We start from the raw sequence: 22,717 nt of genomic DNA, 5'->3' as shown, positions 1-22,717 counted from the left end.
GGGGCGCTCAGCTGAGCGCCTTTTTTCTTAGCTACCCGCCGCGATTAATTCTGCCTGCGCCACAATAACCTCGGCTTGCTTAATCGAAGCGATATCGACCAAACGCCCTTTGTAGACCGTCGCGCCTTCACCGTTGGCTTTTGCCTGTTCCATGGCGGCCAGAATCTCGCGCGCTTCGGACACTGCTTCATCCGACGGTGTGAAGACCTGATTGGCCAATGCGATTTGCTTGGGGTGGATGGCCCATTTGCCGACCATCCCCAGCGTGGCAGACCGTTTGGCCTGCGCGACATAGCCCTCATCGTCGGAGAAATCGCCAAACGGGCCGTCGACAGGCAGCACGCCATGAGTCCTGCAAGCGGCGACAATTGCGGCCTGCGCCCAGTGCCACGGATCGGACCAGTGCTTCTCACCCTCGCGCAGCATATAGTAGTTTTCCTGCGTACCCCCGATGCCGGTTGTCTGCATGCCCATTGAGGCTGCAAAATCTGCGGCGCCAAGGCTCATGGCCTGCAGGCGCGGGGATGAGGCTGCGATTTCTTCGACATGCGCCAGTCCGGCGGCAGATTCGATGATCACTTCGAATGAAATTGGCTTGGTTCGGCCCTTGGCACGCTCGATTGCGGTAACCAGCGCGTCCACGGCATAGACATCGGCCGCGTAGCCTACTTTGGGGATCATGATCTGATCCAGACGGTCGCCTGCCTGTTCCAGCACATCAACCACGTCACGGTACCAATAGGGTGTATCCAGCCCATTGATCCGAACCGACATGTATTTATTGCCCCAATCGACTGTGTTCAGCGCCTCGATTACGTTAGCGCGAGCGGTATCCTTGTCGGAAGGAGCCACCGAATCTTCTAGATCCAGATTTATGACGTCTGCAGCTGATGCAGCCATCTTGGGAAATAGCTTGGTGTTCGAGCCCGGGCCAAACAGTTGGCAGCGATTGGGCCGGGCCGGAGCGGCAGGTTGGATGCGGAAGCTCATTTGGACCTCATGAGAGTAAGGAAATTGCGTTTAGGGTTGGTCATGGGATATTAAATTGCGCAATGCTGCGCAAGCGTGATTGTGCATATGCGGCAATGCGTATGCAGCATGATTGAAGATACTGGCAAAATGGGGTGCTTATAGTTTGATCAGTTTAAAAACTTCGAACAATCTTGTGCAAGAAGGCCCAAATACGCAAAAACTTCCCGCTGTGGGCGGGCAGGCAAGAAGAATTTGAGAAACCCTCGTCAAAACGGTTCTCTAGCTTAAGCCAGAATCAAAGGAGTGCACCGCAATGATCGAGACACCGTACCTGTTGTTTTTGGGCGATGCGCCCGACTTGTTGGCGGCCAAAGTGGCCATTGGTATCCGCGACTGGCGTCCTGAGAATGCAGTGGGTCAAATAAGGCTGGATGGTTGCAAGACTGATTTGGGTCTTACCGAAATGACACTTGCCGAAGGTAAAGCTGCTGGTGCCAAGACTCTTGTCATTGGTGTTGCCAACCGAGGTGGGGTCATTAGTGAGGCCTGGAAAGAGGTTCTGATCGCAGCACTGGAGATGGGTTATGATCTGGCGTCGGGCCTGCACAACCTGCTGCGCGACGAAGGCGATCTGGTTGCTGCGGCACAGACTCACGGCTGCACATTGCACGACGTCCGTGTGCCTACCGTAGGATATCCTATCGCAAACGGCCGCAAGCGTACTGGTAAGCGGTGCCTGGCCGTTGGAACCGACTGCTCTGCCGGCAAGATGTACACTGCGATGTCCATGGACGCTGAAATGCGCGAACGCGGCATGAAATCCACCTTCCGGGCCACCGGTCAGACCGGAATTCTGGTCACGGGTCAAGGCGTCCCGCTGGATGCGGTTATCGCCGATTTCATGGCGGGATCCGTTGAGTATTTGACACCAGACAATGATCCGGATCACTGGGATCACATCGAAGGGCAGGGCTCGTTGTTCCATGTGTCCTATTCTGGCGTCACCATGGCGCTGATTCATGGCGGTCAGCCCGACGCGCTGATCCTGTGCCACGAGCCGACCCGGACCCATATGCGAGGATTGCCTGAGTATTCGCTGCCGACGCTGGAGCAGTTGCGCGACACAGCACTGCCGCTGGCGCGTGTTGCTAACCCGGAATGTCAGGTTGCGGGCGTGTCGATCAACACCCAGCATCTGAGCGAAGACGACGCACACGCATACATCGCCAAGGTTGAGACCGAGATGGGTATCCCAGCAACCGATCCTTACCGGTTTGGTGCCGGTAAACTGGTGGATGCGTTGGCCGCACTGTGATCTAAGCAGGTTGCCGATCGCCCCTTGCTGTCGGCAACAGACATCACTTTCGATGAAAGGTTGAACGCGTGCAGATTGACGTTTCCCGCGATGTATTTCGGCTGGCGCAGGTATTCACTATCTCGCGCGGCTCACGGACTGAGGCAAAGGTCCTGACGGTTCGGATCTCGGATGGTGTGCATCATGGTTGGGGCGAGTGCGTGCCCTATGCGCGCTATGACGAAACGCTGGATTCAGTCGAGGCCGAGATTGCCGGCCTGCCCGACGTATTCTCTCGCTATTCCCTGATGGATCTGCTGCCTGCCGGCGCGGCTCGGAATGCAGTGGATTGCGCGCTTTGGGACCTTGAGGCGAAACGCTCCGGCAAACGGGCGTGGGAGCTGGCGGAACTTGCCGCACCGGGGCCTGAAGTTACGGCCTATACTCTTTCCCTGGACACTCCCGAGGCAATGCAGGCACAGGCGGCAGAAAATGCGTTCCGACCCTTGTTGAAGATCAAACTTGGTACACCGGACGACATGCCCCGGCTTGAGGCCGTGCGGGCTGGTGCGCCGGAGTCCAAAATCATTATCGACGCCAATGAGGGTTGGTCTGCTGAAGTGTACGCCGATCTTGCGCCGCATCTTGTGCGACTGGGCGTTGCTCTGGTTGAACAACCTCTGCCAGCCGGTGAGGATGATGCACTGATCGGCATGGATCGTCCGGTGCCGGTATGTGCCGACGAATCCTGTCACGATCGGGCCAGCTTGCCTGCGCTAAAAGGCAAATATGATGTGGTGAACATCAAACTCGACAAGACCGGCGGTCTGACCGAGGCGCTCGAACTGCGCAAGGCCGCGCTGGCCGAGGGCTATGGCATCATGGTCGGATGCATGGTTGGAAGTTCGCTGGCCATGGCACCTGCAACGCTGGTCGCGCAGGGTGCGATGGTGACGGACCTTGACGGACCGCTTTTGTTGGCAGAAGACCGCGACACACCCCTGATTTTTGATGACGCCGGAGTGCATCCGCCCAAAGCGGCACTTTGGGGCTGAGGAGAAGAACATGACCCGCACCGTTTATGTGAATGGCGAATACCTGCCTGAAACCGAGGCAAGCGTCTCGATCTTTGATCGAGGTTTCCTGTTTGCAGACGCCGTCTACGAAGTGACCAGTGTGCTGGATGGTAAGCTGGTCGATTTCGAAGGCCACGCGGTGCGGCTGAAACGCTCGCTGGACGAGTTACAGATGGCTGAACCCTGCAGCAAAGAAGAACTTCTGGAAATCCATCGCAAACTGGTCGAGCTGAACGACATCGAAGAAGGTCTGATCTATCTACAGGTTTCGCGCGGCAGTGACGGCGACCGGGATTTTGTGTTTCCGTCAGCGGATACCAAGCCTACGCTTGTTCTGTTCACGCAGAATAAGCCAGGTCTGGCCGACAGCCCCGCGTCGAAGAAAGGGGCCAAGGTTATTTCGATCGACGACATCCGATGGGGCCGCCGCGATATCAAAACCGTACAGTTGCTGTATCCGTCCATGGGCAAGATGATGGCGAAAGCGGCTGGCTGTGACGATGCCTGGTTGGTTGAAGACGGCTATGTCACCGAAGGCACCAGCAACAACGCCTATTTCGTCAAGAACGGCAAGATCGTCACCCGCCCGCTGTCCAACGACATTCTGCACGGCATCACCCGCAAGGCGGTTCTGCGCATGGCAGCCGAGGCGCAGATGGAGATTGAGGAGCGCCTGTTCACCATCGACGAGGCGAAAGAGGCGGATGAGGCCTTCACCACTTCGGCCAGCGCTTTTGTCATGCCGGTGGTTGAGATTGATGGCGTGGCACTGGGTGATGGCACGCCGGGCCCGATTGCCAAACGCCTTCGCGAGATCTATCTGGACGAAAGCCGAAAGGCTGCAATCTAAACCAAATGCCCGCCAGTATGGCGGGCATTTTTCGTTTTCGGGGCGTCAGCCTTTTTTTGTGACGTTCTCTTCAAACGCGACCTTGAAGGCGGCTTGTTTCTCGGCGTTCGCTTCGGTCTGGTAGTTGGCCTTCCACTCATCCATGGTCATGCCATAGAAAATCTCGCGCGCTTCGTTTTTGTCCATGTTGATGCCCTTGGCATTGGCTGCTTCCTGATACCAGCGGGACAGGCAATTGCGGCAGAACCCGGTCAGATTCATCATATCGATGTTCTGTACGTCGGTGCGATCCTGCATCAGATGCTGCTGCAAACGGCGAAACGCTGCGGCCTGAAGTTCGATTTCAGTTTGCTTGTCCATTGTCGGGCTCCGAATGATTGTCTTGCGATCTGGACCTGACCTAGCAATCCGTGGGCCATGTTACAACGAACAGGAGGGGGCCTAAGGCCCCTTGGAACGTCAGGTTTGGATGCTTTATGCCAGTTTGAGGGCCAGCCACGGCACAAGGCAAAAAATGATTGTCAGGATTTTGTAGTTCGCAAGATATCTGAAATAGGCCCTCTTTACGTCGGCCCGCTCCATTTGGAACATTCTGCCATGCACGCCTGCAATCCAGTCCTGCATGATGAGGATCATAAGTGTGCTGAACAACAAAACAGCGATGTTAAGGGCGGTCATCCAGCCGAAGACAGTTGTCAGGAATTCCTGAGTCATGGTCGTCTCCTTTCCCTTAATATATGGGTGTCAGTACATTGGCTCACAATATTTCGAGGATCGGAAGCGGCATGAAGTGACCTTACGTCATAGTCCGCTATCGTTCAGTGCATCCTGCAGAATAACGGCCAATCGTTCGGCCCAGCTGCGTTGCCCGTCATGATCCGCAATCAGATCATTACGCAGCTCGATCAGTGCATTAGGACGGCCGAAACTGCTGCAATGCTTGTCGATCGCATCGCCGGGTAGCACACCTGTATAGGGTTCATTTACCCCAACGCACAGATCATCCTCGGCGTTCAACCGGTTGATCAGCGGGCGCGAGAACCGCTCATCCGGTGTGTGCAAGACGCCGATGTGCCACGGCCGAGGATCGCGGCCACGGAGCTGGCGCGTAAAGGAATGCATCGAGATGATGACCGCATACGGCAGGGCTGCAAGCTCTGCCAGCGCATCGTGATAGGGCCGGTAGCACATGGTCAGACGACGCTCACGCTCGGTCGCATCTGCGTGTCGGTTACCGGGGATGATCGAGCCGTCATAGAGCTTCATCAACAGCGTCGGATCGTCCTCGCCCCGGTTGGGGTCAATCACGAGGCGCGAGAAGTTGGCTGCGATTACGGGGGCGTTCAGAACCTCACCCAGATGCTTTGAGACCTCGTAGGCGCCCACGTCATAAGCGATATGGCGTTCCATATCTTCGCGCGGCAGGCCCAGGTCTCCGCCGCTGATTTCGGGCGGCACCATGTTGGTTGCATGGTCGCAAGTAATCAGCCAACGCGACGGGCGATCCGCGCCGTGAACAAAAAACGGAGAGTATGTCATGAGCCTGTCATCTTGTTTGTCGCAGGTGTAGGACAGTTGCGTTGGAAAGGGAATTGCGCAATAAGCAGCCTGAGCAATGTTTGCGGTAACATTTACGCGTTTGAGGAGAGCCTGATCAATGCGACGCCTGAGAAATGTGAAAATCGTGGCGACGCTGGGACCGGCGTCCAATGACTATGACACCATCCGTGCGCTGCATGAGGCCGGGGCCGATGTATTCCGGCTGAACATGAGCCATGGCAGCCACGATGAGATTCGCGAGAGGCACCGTATAATCCGGCAGATCGAAAAGGATCTGGAAAGCCCGATCGCGATTCTGGCTGATCTGCAGGGGCCAAAGCTGCGCGTTGGCGTGTTTGCAAATGATGCGGAAGAACTGGAGGAGGGCGCCGCATTCCGTCTGGATCTTGATCCGGCAGCCGGGGATATCACCCGGGTCTGCCTGCCACATCCCGAAATTTTTGCCGCATTGGAGCCAGGTGCGCGCCTACTGGTCAATGACGGAAAGATTCGTCTGATCGTGCAGGATTGCGGTCAGGATTTTGCACATTGCACGGTCGAAGTCGGTGGCACGATTTCGAACCGCAAGGGTGTGAACGTGCCTGACGTGGTGCTGCCATTGGCAGCGCTGTCGGCCAAGGATCGCGACGATCTGGAATTTGTCTGCCAACTGGGTGTGGACTGGTTGGCGCTGAGCTTCGTTCAGCGTGCCAAGGATGTGTTCGAGGCGCGCGCACTGGCGGATGGCCGAGCATCGATCTTGTCCAAGATCGAAAAACCTGCTGCGGTCGAAGCTTTTGACGATATCCTTGACGCCTCAGACGGGATCATGGTTGCGCGGGGTGATCTGGGCGTCGAACTGCCTGTTTCGGCAGTCCCCCCGATCCAAAAACGTCTGGTGCGTAAATGCCGTACAGCCGCGAAGCCTGTGATTGTCGCAACCCAGATGCTGGAAAGCATGATCGAAAGCCCAATGCCCACACGGGCCGAGGTTTCGGACGTGGCCACCGCGATCTACGAGGGTACCGATGCAATCATGCTGAGTGCTGAATCGGCTGCTGGTTCTTATCCCATCGAGGCGGTTCAGACGATGAACAAGGTTGCCATCGAAGTTGAAGCTGACCCAACCTACACTCAGATTATTGCCGCGTCGCGTACCGCCAAGGGTACGACCATCGCTGATGGTATCGTGGCTGCGGCACGCGAGATTGCCGAAAAGACTGACATCAAAGCCATCTGCTGCTTCACTCAAAGCGGGACCACCGCCTTGCTCACCGCCCGTGAGCGTCCCGGTGTGCCTATCATCGCAATGACCCCCGCCACTGGCACCGCCCGCAGGCTTTGCCTGAGCTGGGGTTGTCATTGCGTCTTAACCCCTGAACAAGAGCGGTTCAAAGGTGCGGTCGTCAGCGCCGCTCGCGCCGCCCGTTCGGGTGGTTTCGCCGCTGAGACTGATCAGATTGTGGTCACCGCCGGCGTCCCTTTCAATGTTCCTGGCACCACCAACATCTTACGTATCGCCCCTTGTGATGAACGGCTGATCTACAACACTGATCCGGGCTAAGCCCGGATCACCACTACTAATTTCAGTTTGATACCAGGCGTATGCCTAATATTTGGGCATATAATAATATTTATTTACAGTGTCTTAGAAGTTTGAGGGTTGTATCCAGCAATAATCTCTCTGTTTTTGCGTGTTTTTTCGGGATACTTGCCCTTAGGGCGGTCTACTCAAGCAAGTTCCAGGTTCCGGCTGCCCTGCCGGGGGCGAGGGCCCCGGCCAAAGCAACAATAACGGAGGAACGGCATGACAACGAAAATTGTCATAGGACTGGACGGGACAGAAACCGGAGAACGCGCGATCGCCTTTGCCAAAGACTTGGCCGGGCGTATCGGTTCATGCGAGCTTCTGGCGGTTTACGTCATCGAATGGTCTCCTTTCACATTCCAGACACCAGAAGAGAACGCCCTGCGGCACAAACGGCGCGAAGAAGAGGTTGCGTTAGCTACGTCACGGATCATCGAGCCAGCGGTCGAAGCGTTGAAGGCTGCAGGATTCGAGGCGCGCGGCATCGTCCGTCACGGAGATGTGGCGGAAACGCTGAATGCAATCACGGTTGAAAACGGTGGCTCCCAGATCGTTGTGGGTCGGGCCTCGGCAGATGGGTTTAAAAAACGCCTGTTTGGCAGTTCGACCCAGAACCTTGTCATGCACGCCGATGTTCCGGTTACGGTCGTGAACTGAGGGGAGAGATTATGATGAATATTCAGAACAAACTGAGTCTGGCAGCACTTGCCGCTCTGGTTGCGAGCCCCGCTGCCGCACAGGAGGCGGTCGGGTTGGACGATAAAATCAACCAGGCCTTTGCTGATTTCACCGGGCCTTTCGTCAGCTTTATTTTTGCCCCGTTTCCGGGCACCGGGTTCCCTTGGATCGTGGGTTGGCTGGTGATCGCCGCGACCGTCTTCACGCTTTATTTTGCCTTTGTACAATTGCGTTTCTTCGGTCATGCGATCAGCCTTGTGAAAGGTGACTATTCTGATCCCAATGATGCGGGTGAAGTTAGCCACTTTCAGGCGCTGGCAACGGCGCTGTCCGGTACAGTTGGCCTCGGTAATATTGCTGGTGTTGCGGTCGCCGTCGGTATCGGCGGGCCAGGTGCAACTTTTTGGATGATTGTCGCGGGCCTGTTGGGCATGGCCTCGAAATTCACCGAATGTACGCTGGGTGTAAAGTACCGCAACGAATATGATGACGGCACCGTTTCTGGTGGTCCAATGTATTATATGTCGAAAGGGTTCAACGAACTGGGCCTGCCGGGCGGTAAAATTCTGGCCGTTCTGTTCTCGATCTTCTGCATCCTTGGCGCGCTTGGTGGGGGCAATATGTTCCAGGCCAATCAAGCGCATCAGCAGATCGCAGGCATCGTCGGAGATTACCCGGGCTGGATCACTGGCCTGGTCTTTGCAGGCATCGTCTTTGCAGTGATCGTGGGCGGCCTGAAATCCATCGCGCGCGTGACTGAGAAAGTCGTTCCTTTCATGGGCGTGATGTATGTGGCCGCGGCGCTGGTGATCATCCTGATGAACGCGGATCAGATCGGTTGGGCCTTTGGCCAGATCTTCGCAGGAGCCTTCACCGGTCTTGGTGTTGCTGGCGGTATGGTCGGCGCATTGATCCAGGGTTTCCGGCGTGCGGCGTTCTCGAACGAAGCGGGCGTTGGTTCAGCGGCGATTGCCCACTCGGCGGTTCGCACCAAAGAACCGATCACCGAAGGGTTCGTGTCGCTGCTGGAGCCGTTCATTGATACGGTTGTGATCTGTACCATGACCGCGTTGGTGATCATCATCACGCAGCAGCTGATCGTCGATCCGGAGACCGGAAACTATATGCTGAACGAAGCCGGTAATGCCATCGCAACGGTTGACGGAAACTCGGGCGTCAGCCTGACTTCAGCCGCCTTTGGCAGCGCGTTCAGTTGGTTCCCTTACGTTTTGGCAATCGCAGTAGTTCTGTTTGCCTTCTCGACCATGATCAGCTGGTCCTACTACGGCCTCAAGGCCTGGACCTACCTGTTCGGTGAGGGTCACACCAAGGAACTGGTGTTCAAGGTCATCTTCTGCATCTTCGTAGTCATCGGTGCAGCGGCTAACCTTGGCCCCGTTATCGACTTCTCGGATGCGGCGATCTTTGCCATGGCGGTTGTGAACGTCTTCGCGCTCTACTTCCTGATGAAAGTGGTACGTCAGGAACTGGCATCTTATGCAGAGCGTTTGAAGAGCGGTGAAATCCGCAAATTCGAACATTAATCCAAACCTCCGGGGCGGCGCGCGTCGCCCCGGTGCCTAGCCAGCCTGCAAAAAGCGCAGATTCTGGCCCAAACCCCCTTGCCAGTATGACCGAACTTGCGTAAACGGCGCTTCTGATCGCGTGACCGGCCGAGATGGCATGCCGAGTCGCGTCTGAAACCGAACCCCGAAAGGAGACGGAAATGCCTAAGATGAAGACAAAGTCGAGCGCCAAAAAGCGCTTTAAGGTGACTGCGACCGGTAAGGTCCTTGCTGGCCAGGCCGGCAAACGGCACGGCATGATCAAGCGGACCAAGAAATTCATCCGCGACGCCCGTGGCAACACCACCCTGTCCGCCCCCGACGCCAAGATCGTCAAGGGCTACATGCCCTACGACCGCTAAGAGGAGATTAAGAGATGTCCCGCGTTAAAGGTGGAACCGTAACTCACGCCCGTCACAAGAAGGTCATCAAGGCTGCCAAAGGTTACTATGGCCGCCGCAAGAGCACCTTCAAGGTTGCCCGTCAGGCCGTAGACAAGGCCAACCAGTACGCAACCCGCGACCGCAAGAACCGCAAGCGCAACTTCCGCGCGCTGTGGATCCAGCGTATCAACGCCGCTGTCCGTTCGCATGACGAGGCACTGACATATTCCCGCTTCATTAACGGCCTGAACCTGGCCGGTATCGAAGTGGACCGCAAAGTTCTGGCCGACCTGGCTGTGCACGAACCGGAAGCGTTCGGCGCGATCGTCGCCAAAGCACAGGCCGCGCTGGCTGCCTGAACCTCTTTCGAGAGACAGTGAATGAAAGGCCGTCCCAGTTGGGACGGTCTTTTCTTGTTTTCAGAATGGGTGTCAAGTTCGTTAGCATGCGAGGTTTAGCTTTCCAGGGCGACGATATAGATACCCCAAATGGCTGATCGCTGACCCCGCCTACAATGGCAACGGCGGTAGGATGCGATACCTTCGTTAGGTTCCAATTAGGCGCTGTGACTACTTGACTGCTTCGCTCCCAAAATCAGATGAGATGCGAAAATGTGCAGTGAAGAAAAGAACGACCTGGCCGTAATCGATTTGTATATGACCGGCTTCAATTGAGGCGATAAGGCACTTCTGATGATGGCATTCCATCCGTGATTTGTGCAGTCAGGGCTGATAGAAGGCGAACTTCAATGGAACAGCGCTGAGAAGTTCGCGGGTTTCTGAGTAGAAGCTGCTTCGCATCCCAAGGGTTCAGCCCCGACAGGCAAATCAAATCATCGAATGTTTCCGGCGCAACTGCGGGCGCGGTTGTCCACGATCAATTGGGACAACAAAGGTTTACAACACACTCACTCTGCTGAATGACCGGGTACGCTGGCAGATCGTCTTCGGGGCGTTTCAATGGCTCGCATAGCGGATAAGAAGGCGTTGTAAGGGCTCTCTGCCAAACTTGGAACGTTCACAGCACCGAAGTATAACCAGACCTTGATTTAGAAATGGCGATGCTGCGTTGTAGCAGGTTGGAATGGCATAAATTGCTATCGAATCGTTCTCGGTCGATCAATATCGAGCAACGCGGACGCCAGCGTTAAAGCCGCTGACAGCGATACCTCAAAACCAGACTTATTGAAAATCAGCAGCACTTTAGCGCAGAATCTGTGACTAACTTGCTAGCAGTAACCGCAAGTGTAACCCCCCCCAGCCCGCATTGGACATACACTACGGCCAGTTAATTCCCCTGATTACGAGCTTCCAGCCGTTCAAGGTTTACAACCGTCGAAAGCATAAGACGATCATGGCTCCAATCCTGAGTTTGACGAACCGAGGCCGAACCAATTGCAAGCACAACAACAAGGGAAAGCGCCGACCCAACGAAAATAGCCGACAATTGGGTCGTCGTCACTGGTGCATCGGTCAGGGCGATCACACGCTGTCGCAGAACATGCTTTGCTTTCGGCCCGTTAACCAAGGCCACATGAAGAATGCGAGGGCTTTTTAGCTTAACCGATCGTGTGCAGTAGTCCAGTAAACAGGCGGTATAGTCGGTCGCGTCAATCCCTTTACGCGAGACGACAGACTGATCGCAGGCCAATTCGCGAAGCCGGTCAAACTGATGCTTCATAGCCAGATAGGCCGGGTTCCAGAACAGCAACGGGCGTAAAAGCTCGAAACCCAGTTCCCATTCCACGTCCAATGCGCGGATGTGCTGAAACTCGTGCGCCAGAGCAAAGCGCAGATCGCGTGGCGAGTTCAGTAGATGGCTGGGCAAAACAACGTGGCGGCGACGAAGGCCGCGTACTGCAAAGGGTACGGTCACGCGATCCGAAAGACGAATGTCCACTTTGGCCGATTGTCGCCATAGAAAGCTGGAGCTTACAGCGTTGCGAATTGCAAGCGCGTTGAGGGCAACCCGAATTGCCAGAACAGCCGCCACCAAAACCAGTGTAATCAACGCACAAGTCACAAAAACAGAGCCGCCTGACATGACATGATCAACCCAGCGTTCGCGCGTGTTAAGAAGGGTTTCGAACTGCGCAGCCGGCATTGCGATTTCGCCGCGCAAATAGGCTGCCACTGCGATATCCCCCAGCGCAACAACCCGTCCGGGCCATACCTGAGCAACAAAACCCGAAACACCCATCGCCAGAACCGGGCTGAGCATAACGCCGATGCAGAGTATCTTGAGCGAACGAAGCTGAGCAACAAAGCCGTACCGCATGGGCGTCAGCGCAAGGCCTCCGCGCACGGCCAGCCAGATCAGCGCCGACAATCCAAGCACTATGTTGAACTCGAGAAACGCATCGAGAACCGGTTTAACCGCTGTCATTTTGCAGTCTCCTCTCTACCAGTGCTCGAATCTCCTCTAGATCATCTTCTGTCAGCCCCTCATCATCGACCAGCCTTGCCACCAGAGTTGCGGGCGTGTCGTCAAACAGGGTCCGGGACAAATTCTGCAACGACCGCGACTGATACCTGTCTTTCTCCAGAAGGGGTCTGTAGATCAGCGACTTGCCGTTCTTCTCGCTTTCGACAAAGCCCTTTTCATCAAGAATACGCAAAATTGTGGCTCCGGAAGTGTAGGCCAGATTGCGATCAGGTGGCAGGCGATCAAGGACTTCACGGACCGAGCCCTGACCAAGCGCCCAGAGTTCGTTCATGAACTCAAGTTCCACGTCGGTCAGAAGATTTGTTGTCTTTTTCTTTCGCATCGATCTCGGTGTCGCCATTATTTAGTATGCCTGACAGACAAGCATCCTTTCGCTGTTTCTCAAAGCTTAAACTTTCCAGAAGACGAAGACGCCCCAACCGATGGACAGGAAAAGAGGCGTCCATACAGGTTGGCCTACCAGCCCAAGCCAGGCAAGGAAGATATAGGTCGAGCCGAGCAGTGTTATGAACAACCGATCGCCTAACGTGGTTGTCAGACCAAGTACACCGCGACGTTCAAGGCCGTCGCGGAACTTGAACCCTTCCAATAGTCCAATTAATGCGATGGCCGCGAAGATACCCACGAATACCGCCAACGTCGCCGGGGTCCAGGCCATCCAGAAATCAGGCCAAAGAGGGGCGGTCCACGAGAATCCCTTTTCCTCTTGCTGGCCAACATTGCCCCATCCGGCTTGCTGGGCGAATGCCATCGAAGGCAGGAAGGGGAGGGTGAGAAGAAGTCTACGCATATCGAACCTCACACACGGCCCATCGCGAAACCGCGCGCGATGTAGTTGCGGACAAACCAGATGACAATGGCACCAGGGATAATGGTCAGTGTTCCCGCGGCTGCCAGCAGACCCAACTCATACCCCGCGCTGGAGGCGGTGCGGGTCATCACGGCGGCGATGGGCTTGGCCTCGACCGCGGTGAGGGTCTTGGCCAGCAGCATCTCGACCCATGAAAACATGAAGCAGAAGAAGGCCGCGACGCCGACACCCGCTTTGATGTTGGGCAGGAAGATCGTCACGAAGAAGCGTGGGAAAGAATAGCCGTCGACATAGGCTGTCTCATCCAATTCTTTCGGGATGCCGCGCATGAAGCCTTCGAGAATCCAGACCGCCAGCGGCACGTTGAACAGCGTGTGCGCGAGCGCCACGGCCAGATAAGTGTCGAACAGGTGGATTGACGAATAGAGCTGGAAGAAGGGCAGCGCGAACACCGCCGCTGGCGCCATCCGGTTGGTCAGCAGCCAGAAGAATAACTGCTTGTCGCCCAGAAACCGATAGCGCGAGAACGCATAGGCCGCTGGCAGCGCTACACAGACCGACAGCACCGTGTTGATCGTCACGTAGATTATCGAGTTGATATAGCCCCAATACCACGTCGGATCGGTGAATATGGTGACGTAGTTCTCCAGCGTGAAGGTCTGGGGGAACAGGGAAAAGCCCGACAGGATCTCGTTCGTGGTCTTGAAGGACATCGCCACCAGCCAATAGATCGGCAGCATCAGGAACGCGATATAGAGGATCGGGATAAGGGACCGCTTCTTCATTGCGCGTCATCCTTTGTCATCAGAGTGTAGAAGACCCAGCTGACCAGCAGGGTGATGGCGAAGTAGATCAGGCTCATCGCGGCCGCAGGGCCAAGGTCGAACTGTCCCAGCGCGATCTTCACAAGGTCGATCGACAGTAAAGTGGTTGAGTTGCCGGGGCCACCGCCGGTCAGAACGAAAGGCTCGGTATAGATGTTGAAACTGTCCATAAAGCGCAGCAGAACGGCGATGGTCAGGACGGTTTTCATCTTGGGCAGTTGGATATAGCGGAATACTGACCAGGGGCTCGCGCCGTCGATCTTAGCGGCCTGATAATAGGCATCCGGGATCGACACGAGGCCCGCATAACACAGCAGCACAACCAGCGACGTCCAGTGCCAGACATCCATGACGATCACGGTGATCCAGGCCGACAGTGGCTGTTGTGTCATGTCATAGTTGATGCCCAGGACGTCATTCAGGAAGTAGCCCAGCAGGCCGATCTTGGGCAGAGTAAAGATATTCCACATCGAGCCGACCACATTCCACGGGATCAGCATCGGCAGGGCCATCAGGACCAGACAGACCGGCACCCAGAACCCTTTGCGCGGCATGGAAAGCGCCACGATGATACCAAGCGGCACCTCGATCAGCAGGATCAGAAAGGTGAACAGGAACTGCCGTCCCAGAGCTGCCTGAAACCGGTCGGAACGCAGGATCTGTTCGAACCAGCCCAGTCCTTCCCAGAAGAACTGGTTGTTACCGAAGGTCTCCTGCACCGAATAGTTGACCACCGTCATCATCGGCACCAGCGCATTAAACGCGACCAGCGCCAGCACCGGCAGGACAAAGAACCATGCTTTTTGGTTTTCCGTTCTCATTGCGTCCGCTCCTCGGTTGCGATCCAGCCGTCGCGGTAGACGCGAGATTGTTCGGGTTTGAATTGCAGGTACACATGTGAGCCAGGGTTGGGCGCATTGTGTTCTGCTACGGCTTTCACCGGCGTATCACCGACCATGGCACTGACCACATAGTGTCGCCCGATATCTGCGACCTTGGTGACATGGGCAGGGATGCCGGTTTCGCCAAAGCTTATATATTCAGGCCGGATACCCAGATCGGTGCGGCCTCCGTCACCGTGGGTCTGGCCTTCCAGCATCACTTCATGGCCTTCGAATAGGGCCCGATCGCCCTTTGCTTCGCACGGCAGCACATTCATGCCGGGTGAGCCGATGAAATGGCCGACAAATGTGTGCTGAGGGCGTTCGAACAGTTCCACAGGGGTGCCGATCTGCACGACTTCGCCTTCCTGCATCACGACTACTTCGTCCGCGAAGGTCAGCGCCTCGGTCTGGTCGTGCGTGACGTAGATCATCGTGGCTTTGACGCGCTGGTGCAGCTCTTTCAGCTTGGACCGCAGTTTCCATTTCAGATGTGGGTCGATAACAGTCAGCGGCTCATCGAACATCACCGCGTTCACGTCGTCGCGCACCAACCCACGACCCATCGAGATTTTCTGTTTGTTGTCCGGGCTCAGACCTGAGGCCCGGGTATTCAACATATCCGTAACGTCCAGCATTTCTGCAATCTCATCGACGCGACGTTTGATCGTTGCCGGGTCAACCCCCCGGTTTTTCAACGGGAAGGCCAGATTTTCGCCCACAGTCATCGTGTCGTAGATCACCGGGAACTGGAACACCTGCGCAATGTTGCGTTGATCTGGGGGCAAGGCAGTAACGTTCTGACCATCGAACAGAATCTGTCCCTCGGAAGGCGTCAGCAACCCCGAGATGATGTTCAGCAGCGTTGACTTGCCGCATCCTGATGGCCCCAGCAGCGCATAGGCGCCGCCATCGCGCCAGGTGACGTCGATTTCCTTCAGGGCGTAATCCTGTGGCCCCTTGGGATTGGGGAAATAGCTGTGTCGCAGGTTTGCAAGCTTGATTTGTGCCATGTCAGGCTATCCTTTTGCCGTCTTGGCCGAAATACCGGCAATGGGCCGGGTTCATGTAGAAGCTGTGGTCTTCGCCCACCTGATAGGGATGGACACCCGAGGCCAGGGACACCCACGCCTCATCCCCATGCTGGAAGTGCGCGCTGGAATCCGAGCCCGAAAGCTCGGTCACGATGACACGCCCGGTCAGCTCCACGTCGGCGTCGGAAGAGCGGAACGGGGTCACCCGGTGCGGACGCACGGCGACCAAGTAGTCACCATCGGCTATATCGGTGACTTTCCAGCCACCACCGCCGACCAATTGCGCCTGCGCATCAGACACAGTGATGCGCGCCACGTTGATGGGCGGGTCAGAGAACACACGAGCTGCAGAGATGTTCTCGGGGTTGCGATAGATATCTGAGGTGGGGCCAAATTGGGTGACGCGCCCGTCCTCCATCAAAGCGGTGTAGCCGCCAAGCATCAACGCCTCTTCCGGTTCCGAGGTGGCATAGACGACCACGGCCCCGCGCCCGGCGAACAGGTCGGGCAGTTGTTCACGCAGTTCTTCACGCAGCTTGTAATCGAGGTTGGCCAGTGGTTCGTCAAGAAACACCGCGCGGCTTTCCTTTGCAATCGCGCGGGCCAGTGCTGTACGCTGCTGTTGGCCGCCTGACAACTCATGCGGACGGCGCTGTAGCATTGGGCGCAACTGCAGCAAGTCGGCGGCCTCTTCGACACGGCCTTCGATTTCGGATTTTGCCATCCCCGCCACGCGTAAGGGCGAGGCGATGTTGTCGAAAACGGTCATATGCGGGTAGTTCACGAAGAACTGGTGTACCAAACTGATCTGCCGCTTTTGCGTGTTCAGCTTGGTGACGTCCTGCCCGTCCATCAGAACTTTGCCTGAGGCGATCGGGTCCAGCCCGGCCATCATCTTGATCAGCGAGGTTTTGCCCGACCCCGTCGCGCCCAGCAACACGTTGAAATGGCCAGTCTTGAGCGCCAGGTTCGTAGGCTTGATATGGATGACATTGCCAACCCGTTTGGTGGCGTCTTTAAGTTCGATCATGTCCGTGGGTTCCGGTCCTTCAGTGCGTCGCACTGGCCTTGGGGTGGGGATGCCGCACACGGCACCCCCGGTTTCGCTTGCTTACTGAGACTGCCAGCGCTGAACCAGTTCGTCATAGTTGACGGTCTGGCCCTGCGGCTTTTCGTTCTCAAGCTTGGCCTTGGGCGAGCCCGGCTTTTCCAACCAGAATGCGGCATCCTGCGGCTCGTTCAGACGCGGACCACAGCCACCGTAGACACCGGCGCTTTCGTCAGCGGCCTGCATTCGGGCCATAGTGATGTCCATCTCTTCTGCCAGACGGTCCATCGCCTCTTGCGGGGTGAAGGCGCCCGAGTTCACGTCACCGATCTGCTGCCACCAGATCTGGGCCAGCTTCGGATAGTCCGGCACGTTGATGCCGGTCGGTGACCATGCCACACGGTCGGGTGAGCGGTAGAACTCGACCAGACCACCCAGCTTGGGTGCGCGCTCGGTGAACGACTCGTGGTTGACCGAGCTGTCGCGGATGAAGGTTAGGCCCACATGGGATTTCTTCACGTCGACAGTCTTGGACGTCACGAATTGGGCATAGAGCCAAGCCGCCTGAGCACGATCCGCAGGCGTCGACTTCAGGAAGGTCCACGACCCCACGTCCTGATAACCAACCTTCTGGCCTTCTTCCCAATAGGGGCCGTGCGGACTGGGCGCCATCCGCCACAGCGGCGTGCCTTCGTCATCCACGGTGTTGTTGCCCTCGGACTTCGGCTTCACCATGTCCGCGGTGAAGGCGGTGTACCAGAAGATCTGCTGAGCCACGTTGCCTTGGCTAAGCGCTGGCAACGACTGGTAGAAGTCGTAAGACGCCGCACCTGGAGGCGCATACGCTCGTAGCCATTCATCCCACTTGCGGATCGCATAGACCGCAGCGGGACCGTTTGCGGCACCGCCGCGTGAAACGGACGCACCGACCGGGTTACAGGTGCCCGCTTCCATGCGGATGCCCCATTCGTCGACGGGAACGCCGTTCGGTTCACCCACGTCACCGGCGCCGGCCATCGACAGCCAGGCGTCAGTCATGCGCCAGCCGAGGTCAGGCGCGCGCTTACCATAATCCATGTGGCCATAGATCGTGGTGCCATCGACTTCTTTCACGTCATTGGTGAAGAACTCGGCGATGTCTTCGTAGGCTGACCAGTTGACCGGAACGCCTAGATCATAGCCGTATTTCTCTTTGAACGCGGCCTTGTTGGCTTCGTCATCGAACCAGTCCTTGCGGAACCAATATAGGTTCGCAAACTGCTGGTCGGGCAATTGATACAGCTTGCCATCAGGGCCGGTGGTGAACTGAATGCCCATGAAGTCATCCAGATCCAGCGTTGGCGAGGTTGTCGCCGCCCAATCACCTTCCATCATATCGGTCAGCGGATAGGCCAACTGCAGGCGCGAATGTGTCCCGATCAGGTCGCTGTCGTTGACATAGCCATCATACAGATTCCGTCCGGTTTGTAGCTGAGTCTGTACGGCCTGAACCACTTCGCCTTCGCCGAGAATCTGGTGATTGACCTTGATCCCGGTTATTTCCTCGAACGCCTTGGTCAGAACCTCGGATTCATAGGAATGCGTCGGGATACCCTCGGACAGGACATTGATTTCCATGCCCGAGTACGGTTGTGCAGCTTCGATGAACCACTTCATTTCGGACAACTGTTCATCCTTCGACAAGGTCGATGGCTGGAATTCGTCGTCGATCCAACGTTGTGCTGCGGCTTCGTCGGCCCAAGCAGGACCATGCCCCGCAATGACGGCCGCTGCCGCCACGGCGGAAAGTAGATGTCTCCGCATCTGTCTCCTCCCAAAGATTATGTGATCCGGTGCAGACCGGATGGCAAACAGCATCGATGATATTCAGCGCTGCTGTCAAACTAAAATTTTAGTAATAAGAGATATCAAATTTAAGCACTTGATAAATAAAAATAATATCTGCTTGCGGCGTGTTGGAAGTAGAAGATACGTTCAAACAAATGGTGTCCGTAGGTGCTGAAAGCATCGCGAAACACCCAATTCTGAAGTGGGCTTAGCGCTTGCTGTTCCAATGCAAATTGGGTGGAACCCAACGCTGAACCAACCATAGCAGCGCTATACCGGATGCACCGGAAAGGCGTGGAAATGAAACTACATCTTGGCGATGAGCCGCCCCAGATTGATCAAATACCTGTTCACAGTGTCATCAAAGTGCGTCAGTGGCTGGTGATGATCGTCGATGGCCAACGTTTTCTGAGATTGTAGAAAAAGAAGGCACCTCCAAACGCCGGGTGCAGGATGTGGTCGATCTGGCCATGCTGGCGCCTGATGCTCTGGATGCCATCGCTTCAGGCGAACAAACTGATGGTCTGACAATGGACTACCAGATCAAGTCGGGATTCCCAGTGATCTGGTCAGATCAACACAAGCGCTTCTCTGCCCTCTGATCTGCCGCCTCTCCGAAACCCACCAAACTCGTACCGTCGGAGTCGCGACCTGGGACTGTGGTCGGAAATCGACCACTGTTGCGCACACGCTCGGGTCTCAGTTGAAATTGCTGGATCTTAAGTCGCTGAAAACACGCTATAATCGGCGTGCAACTTCTCGGTATGTGATTTCCGGGAAAATCATGGCTGGGGTGGTAGGATTCGAACCTACGATACACGGTACCAAAAACCGCTGCCTTACCACTTGGCTACACCCCAACGGTGAGCGGCTATCTACGACTGTTGCTTTCAGGGTTCAAGGGCTTTTTTGGACAATTTTGATGTGGATATGCAATTTAGTTTGATCGCGGTTGGATCGTCGGGATTGTCGAATATGGGTCAGGCGATTGTTTGAGGCGAAGCTAGATCTCTAAAACGAAAATCCAACTGGCAATCCTTGGTTCTGCGGTCTCGAGATACAATCCGCGATGCGCCACAACGCTCGTTCCTGCGACTGCGTTTCAATAGCGCAAGAATTGGATTAAATTATTGATTAATAGCGATAAAAATTACCTTTATCAGTTGAATGTCTTTGGCTTCGGACCTAGCTAGATAAGGTCCGCTAACCACCACAAAAAAGGAGCGAGCAATGAAATTGAACCCGCAAGTTGCAGAAGCATTGAATAAGCAGATCAACAATGAGCTCCACGCTTCGTACACCTACTTGGCGATGTCGGCTTATTTTGAGGCGCAGGATCTGCCAGGATTCGCCAGTTGGTTTCGGGGGCATTCTGCCGAAGAGGAAACCCATGCAATGCGTATATTCGACTTTATCGCCAAGAGGGGTGGGAGGGTAAATCTTGACGGCATCGCAAAACCGCAAACGGACTATGAATCACCCGTTGATGTACTGGAGCAGGCGCTGGCGCAGGAGCAAACCGTGACGGGCCAGATCAACGCGTTGTTTGAGCTGGCGCATGAGGTCAAAGAATACAGCACACAGAATATGCTGAACTGGTTCCTGGCCGAACAGATAGAGGAAGAAGACCTGTTCACATCGATCCTGGATAAGGCCAAGGCGGCCAGCGGGGACCGATGGAACCTGCTTTTGTTGGATCAGGAACTGGCCAAACGCGGCAGCGCTGCAGGCGCGGAGTAGCTCAGTCGGCGCTGTCGCGCACGCGTGTCATTCCCGAATCTCGGTGGGGTCGACCCCCCAAAGATTGCTTTTTAGGGTCCAGCCGCGATAGCCGCCTGCCGATATGCGGCACCAATCGGGTGAACATTTTTCAAGCCGGGCGACGACGCCGTCTTCAAGTTGCGCGTTCACCTGCGATTTGGGATCAGGCATCGCGTAAACCGGCAGCAAGTCGGCTTCGATAAGGACTGTCCGCACACCTGAAAGCAGCGCGTAATGCACCCAACCCCCGGCACCGTCTCGATCCTGAACCTTGCGCCAGTTTCCATATTCGGCCGTGATCTGCAGCGGCATGCCACGGCGTTTGAACACCCAATCGATTCGGTGAGTCAGCGAAGGGCCGCGACGGACATTACCCTCGGCGGCTTTCATCGAGACATATCGTGGAAGCGGTAGATTCGTCACTGGACCGCGTTTTTCCTGCGCGGACACGGCCACTGCGCCGAGCACGAGCAGGAAAACCGATATCAACACCACAAAATGGCGGTTCACTGAAAAACTAGCACTCACTGCCTGTCTGCTCTTATGCCTGTGGATCGTATGCAAAAAAGGTTGAGACGATGCCCAAGGGGTTCTTGTGCCCCGTGTAATCCTGCGCCACGATGCCATGGCGCGCGGCAGTTTGCAAAGCGGTAGGAGGGTCAAGGTGCCAAGAGAACGTCTGAGTGTTGTCGTTACGCGACGGTTGCCCGAAGCGGTGGAAACACGGCTAAGCGAGCTTTTCGATGTAAAACTGCGTGACACCGACGATCCCATGACTCGCGAAGAGCTGGTGGCGGCAGTGAACACAGCAGATGTGTTGGTTCCGACGATAACCGATACAATTGATGGCGGTATCCTGGGGCAGGCTGGTGAGAAATTGCGACTGATCGCCAATTATGGTGCCGGTGTCGACAACATTGATGTGGCGACGGCGAGGCAGCGCGGGATCCTTGTCTCGAACACACCAGGAGTACTGACTGACGATACTGCAGATATGACTATGGCTCTGATCCTGGCGGTTACACGACGTATCCCCGAGGGGTTAGGTGTGATGCAAAAGGGCGATTGGGCCGGTTGGGCCCCGACGGCCTTGCTGGGTGGCCGGGTCGGTGGTCGCCGCTTGGGTGTTCTTGGGATGGGCCGGATAGGGCAGGCCGTTGCGCGACGTGCCAGCGCGTTTGGAATGCAGGTCCACTATCACAACCGCCGCCGGTTGCGCCCCGAGATTGAACAGGAACTTGAGGCGACCTATTGGGATAGTCTTGATCAGATGGTGGCGCGGATGGACGTCATCTCGATCAACTGCCCGTCGACCCCTTCGACCTTTCATTTGATGAATGCGCGGCGTTTGAAATTGATGAAACCCACGGCGGTGATCGTGAATACATCACGCGGTGAAGTCGTTGATGAGAACGCCCTGACACGCATGATCCGCGCCGGTGAGATCGCGGGCGCTGGTCTGGATGTTTATGAACAGGGCACGGATGTGAACCCACGCCTCCGGCAATTGCCGAATGTGGTGCTGCTGCCCCATATGGGCTCGGCGACGCTTGAGGGTCGGATCGAGATGGGTGAGAAAGTCATTATCAACATCAAGACCTTCGAAGACGGTCATCGCCCGCCAGATCAGGTTGTGCCTGCAATGCTTTAGGCTGTGGCCTGAGAAAAGGGGAACGCAATGGTGCAGGCAACTGCTTTGCCGCGAAACGAGGCCGGGATCGACACGGCGCTGGGAATTTTGAAGCAGAGGTTCGCAGACCGGCTGCAATCTGGTGCTGCGATCTGCGAGCAGCACGGGCACACAACAACGTGGATTGAAAACCAGAGACCGGATGCGGTGGTTTTCCCGCATTCAACCGAAGAAGTGGCCGATATCGTCAGAACCTGTGCCGAGCACAAGGTGCCAGTCATCCCATTCGGAACAGGCACCTCGCTCGAAGGTCATGTGAACGCTCCTGCTGGTGGCATATCCGTCGATCTGAGTCAGATGAACAAGATATTGGCGGTCAATGTCGGTGATCTAGATTGCGTTGTCCAACCGGGTGTCACCCGAGCCGAATTGAACACCCATCTGCGGGATCAGGGGTTGTTCTTCCCGATTGATCCGGGCGCGAATGCGTCGCTGGGTGGAATGGCCGCGA

General features: G+C 56.2%; 25 protein-coding genes and 1 tRNA gene. 12 read left to right on the top strand and 14 right to left on the bottom strand.

What is annotated here, in order from left to right; translation table 11 throughout:
- Nucleotides 1–27: 27 nt before the first annotated feature.
- A complete protein-coding gene (locus tag ACRZ9U_RS19865) occupies nucleotides 28–990 on the bottom strand; it encodes an L-malyl-CoA/beta-methylmalyl-CoA lyase (protein WP_170401988.1) in 963 nt (320 codons plus the stop codon).
- A gap of 295 nt (nucleotides 991–1,285) precedes the next feature.
- On the opposite strand from ACRZ9U_RS19865, the gene dgcN reads away from it, so the two are divergent.
- The 3 genes from dgcN (at nucleotide 1,286) to ACRZ9U_RS19850 (ending at nucleotide 4,192) form a co-directional block, all read left to right on the top strand.
- Nucleotides 1,286–2,287, top strand: coding sequence for an N-acetyltransferase DgcN (dgcN, locus tag ACRZ9U_RS19860; protein WP_170401985.1), 1,002 nt, complete (start codon nucleotides 1,286–1,288; stop codon nucleotides 2,285–2,287).
- Between the two features lie 68 nt (nucleotides 2,288–2,355).
- A complete protein-coding gene (dgcA, locus tag ACRZ9U_RS19855; protein ID WP_170401982.1) occupies nucleotides 2,356–3,321 on the top strand; it encodes an N-acetyl-D-Glu racemase DgcA in 966 nt (321 codons plus the stop codon).
- A gap of 10 nt (nucleotides 3,322–3,331) precedes the next feature.
- Nucleotides 3,332–4,192: a D-amino-acid transaminase gene (locus ACRZ9U_RS19850; RefSeq protein ID WP_170395576.1), complete on the top strand. Its 861-nt coding sequence runs from the start codon at nucleotides 3,332–3,334 to the stop codon at nucleotides 4,190–4,192.
- A 45-nt stretch (nucleotides 4,193–4,237) separates the two neighbouring features.
- On the opposite strand, the gene ACRZ9U_RS19845 is transcribed toward ACRZ9U_RS19850, so the two are convergent.
- The 3 genes from ACRZ9U_RS19845 to ACRZ9U_RS19835 form a co-directional block, all read right to left on the bottom strand.
- Nucleotides 4,238–4,552, bottom strand: coding sequence for a DUF1244 domain-containing protein (locus ACRZ9U_RS19845; RefSeq protein ID WP_170401979.1), 315 nt, complete (start codon nucleotides 4,550–4,552; stop codon nucleotides 4,238–4,240).
- A gap of 114 nt (nucleotides 4,553–4,666) precedes the next feature.
- A complete protein-coding gene (locus ACRZ9U_RS19840; protein WP_170401976.1) occupies nucleotides 4,667–4,906 on the bottom strand; it encodes a DUF6868 family protein in 240 nt (79 codons plus the stop codon).
- An 87-nt stretch (nucleotides 4,907–4,993) separates the two neighbouring features.
- Nucleotides 4,994–5,731, bottom strand: a complete 738-nt coding sequence (locus ACRZ9U_RS19835) for an N-formylglutamate amidohydrolase (RefSeq protein WP_170401973.1) — start codon at nucleotides 5,729–5,731, stop codon at nucleotides 4,994–4,996.
- A gap of 118 nt (nucleotides 5,732–5,849) precedes the next feature.
- Between ACRZ9U_RS19835 and pyk the strand changes: the two genes are divergently transcribed.
- The 5 genes from pyk (at nucleotide 5,850) to rplT (ending at nucleotide 10,304) form a co-directional block, all read left to right on the top strand.
- On the top strand, nucleotides 5,850–7,295 hold the full coding sequence (gene pyk, locus ACRZ9U_RS19830) for a pyruvate kinase (protein WP_170395584.1): 1,446 nt from the start codon (nucleotides 5,850–5,852) through the stop codon (nucleotides 7,293–7,295).
- A 243-nt stretch (nucleotides 7,296–7,538) separates the two neighbouring features.
- Nucleotides 7,539–7,976: a universal stress protein gene (locus ACRZ9U_RS19825; protein WP_170395586.1), complete on the top strand. Its 438-nt coding sequence runs from the start codon at nucleotides 7,539–7,541 to the stop codon at nucleotides 7,974–7,976.
- Between the two features lie 14 nt (nucleotides 7,977–7,990).
- Complete coding sequence (locus ACRZ9U_RS19820; protein WP_170395588.1) at nucleotides 7,991–9,541, top strand: alanine/glycine:cation symporter family protein; 1,551 nt, start codon at nucleotides 7,991–7,993, stop codon at nucleotides 9,539–9,541.
- A 182-nt stretch (nucleotides 9,542–9,723) separates the two neighbouring features.
- Complete coding sequence (gene rpmI, locus ACRZ9U_RS19815; RefSeq protein WP_010443552.1) at nucleotides 9,724–9,924, top strand: 50S ribosomal protein L35; 201 nt, start codon at nucleotides 9,724–9,726, stop codon at nucleotides 9,922–9,924.
- 14 nt (nucleotides 9,925–9,938) lie between these two features.
- Nucleotides 9,939–10,304, top strand: a complete 366-nt coding sequence (gene rplT / locus ACRZ9U_RS19810; protein WP_008756009.1) for a 50S ribosomal protein L20 — start codon at nucleotides 9,939–9,941, stop codon at nucleotides 10,302–10,304.
- 928 nt (nucleotides 10,305–11,232) lie between these two features.
- On the opposite strand, the gene ACRZ9U_RS19805 is transcribed toward rplT, so the two are convergent.
- The 8 genes from ACRZ9U_RS19805 to ACRZ9U_RS19770 all read right to left on the bottom strand — a co-directional run bounded on the left by ACRZ9U_RS19805 (nucleotide 11,233) and on the right by ACRZ9U_RS19770 (nucleotide 18,791).
- Nucleotides 11,233–12,330 (bottom strand): M56 family metallopeptidase, encoded by a 1,098-nt coding sequence (locus ACRZ9U_RS19805; RefSeq protein WP_170401969.1) that lies wholly within the window; start codon nucleotides 12,328–12,330, stop codon nucleotides 11,233–11,235.
- The gene (locus ACRZ9U_RS19800; RefSeq protein WP_008759241.1) at nucleotides 12,317–12,712 is read right to left on the bottom strand and encodes a BlaI/MecI/CopY family transcriptional regulator; all 396 of its coding nucleotides are present in this window, start codon (nucleotides 12,710–12,712) and stop codon (nucleotides 12,317–12,319) included. The genes ACRZ9U_RS19805 and ACRZ9U_RS19800 overlap by 14 nt, the downstream gene beginning before the upstream one ends.
- A gap of 66 nt (nucleotides 12,713–12,778) precedes the next feature.
- Complete coding sequence (locus ACRZ9U_RS19795) at nucleotides 12,779–13,180, bottom strand: DUF2160 domain-containing protein (protein ID WP_170401966.1); 402 nt, start codon at nucleotides 13,178–13,180, stop codon at nucleotides 12,779–12,781.
- An 8-nt stretch (nucleotides 13,181–13,188) separates the two neighbouring features.
- Complete coding sequence (locus ACRZ9U_RS19790) at nucleotides 13,189–13,986, bottom strand: carbohydrate ABC transporter permease (protein WP_170401963.1); 798 nt, start codon at nucleotides 13,984–13,986, stop codon at nucleotides 13,189–13,191.
- Nucleotides 13,983–14,846, bottom strand: coding sequence for a carbohydrate ABC transporter permease (locus tag ACRZ9U_RS19785; RefSeq protein WP_170392846.1), 864 nt, complete (start codon nucleotides 14,844–14,846; stop codon nucleotides 13,983–13,985). The genes ACRZ9U_RS19790 and ACRZ9U_RS19785 overlap by 4 nt, the downstream gene beginning before the upstream one ends.
- Nucleotides 14,843–15,919 (bottom strand): ABC transporter ATP-binding protein, encoded by a 1,077-nt coding sequence (locus tag ACRZ9U_RS19780; protein ID WP_170401961.1) that lies wholly within the window; start codon nucleotides 15,917–15,919, stop codon nucleotides 14,843–14,845. Before ACRZ9U_RS19780 ends, ACRZ9U_RS19785 begins: the two co-directional genes overlap by 4 nt.
- 1 nt (nucleotide 15,920) lies before the next feature.
- Complete coding sequence (locus ACRZ9U_RS19775) at nucleotides 15,921–16,970, bottom strand: ABC transporter ATP-binding protein (protein ID WP_170401958.1); 1,050 nt, start codon at nucleotides 16,968–16,970, stop codon at nucleotides 15,921–15,923.
- 81 nt (nucleotides 16,971–17,051) lie between these two features.
- Nucleotides 17,052–18,791: an ABC transporter substrate-binding protein gene (locus ACRZ9U_RS19770; protein ID WP_170392843.1), complete on the bottom strand. Its 1,740-nt coding sequence runs from the start codon at nucleotides 18,789–18,791 to the stop codon at nucleotides 17,052–17,054.
- 398 nt (nucleotides 18,792–19,189) lie between these two features.
- Here ACRZ9U_RS19770 and ACRZ9U_RS19765 point away from each other — a divergent pair, with 398 nt between their 5' ends.
- Nucleotides 19,190–19,417: a hypothetical protein gene (locus tag ACRZ9U_RS19765; protein ID WP_170401955.1), complete on the top strand. Its 228-nt coding sequence runs from the start codon at nucleotides 19,190–19,192 to the stop codon at nucleotides 19,415–19,417.
- Nucleotides 19,418–19,600: 183 nt separating this feature from the next.
- Here the strand turns inward: ACRZ9U_RS19765 and ACRZ9U_RS19760 are convergent.
- Nucleotides 19,601–19,675 (bottom strand) — tRNA-Gln (locus tag ACRZ9U_RS19760).
- 370 nt (nucleotides 19,676–20,045) lie between these two features.
- On the opposite strand from ACRZ9U_RS19760, the gene ACRZ9U_RS19755 reads away from it, so the two are divergent.
- Complete coding sequence (locus ACRZ9U_RS19755; RefSeq protein WP_170401952.1) at nucleotides 20,046–20,555, top strand: ferritin; 510 nt, start codon at nucleotides 20,046–20,048, stop codon at nucleotides 20,553–20,555.
- A 27-nt stretch (nucleotides 20,556–20,582) separates the two neighbouring features.
- On the opposite strand, the gene ACRZ9U_RS19750 is transcribed toward ACRZ9U_RS19755, so the two are convergent.
- Nucleotides 20,583–21,071, bottom strand: coding sequence for an SH3 domain-containing protein (locus ACRZ9U_RS19750; protein ID WP_480887196.1), 489 nt, complete (start codon nucleotides 21,069–21,071; stop codon nucleotides 20,583–20,585).
- 169 nt (nucleotides 21,072–21,240) lie between these two features.
- Between ACRZ9U_RS19750 and ACRZ9U_RS19745 the strand changes: the two genes are divergently transcribed.
- Together ACRZ9U_RS19745 and ACRZ9U_RS19740 are read left to right on the top strand one after the other, a co-directional pair.
- Nucleotides 21,241–22,227 carry a 2-hydroxyacid dehydrogenase gene (locus ACRZ9U_RS19745; protein WP_170392503.1) on the top strand — a complete coding sequence of 329 codons (987 nt, stop codon included), beginning with the start codon at nucleotides 21,241–21,243 and terminating at the stop codon, nucleotides 22,225–22,227.
- 27 nt (nucleotides 22,228–22,254) lie between these two features.
- The coding region (locus tag ACRZ9U_RS19740) for an FAD-binding oxidoreductase (RefSeq protein WP_480902782.1) at nucleotides 22,255–22,717 on the top strand (463 nt) is incomplete at its 3' end.

This window comes from Ruegeria sp. D7 (assembly GCF_056534355.1).
The sequence above is the reverse complement of the archived record's forward strand: the minus strand, read 5'-3'. Positions and strand labels throughout refer to the sequence as shown.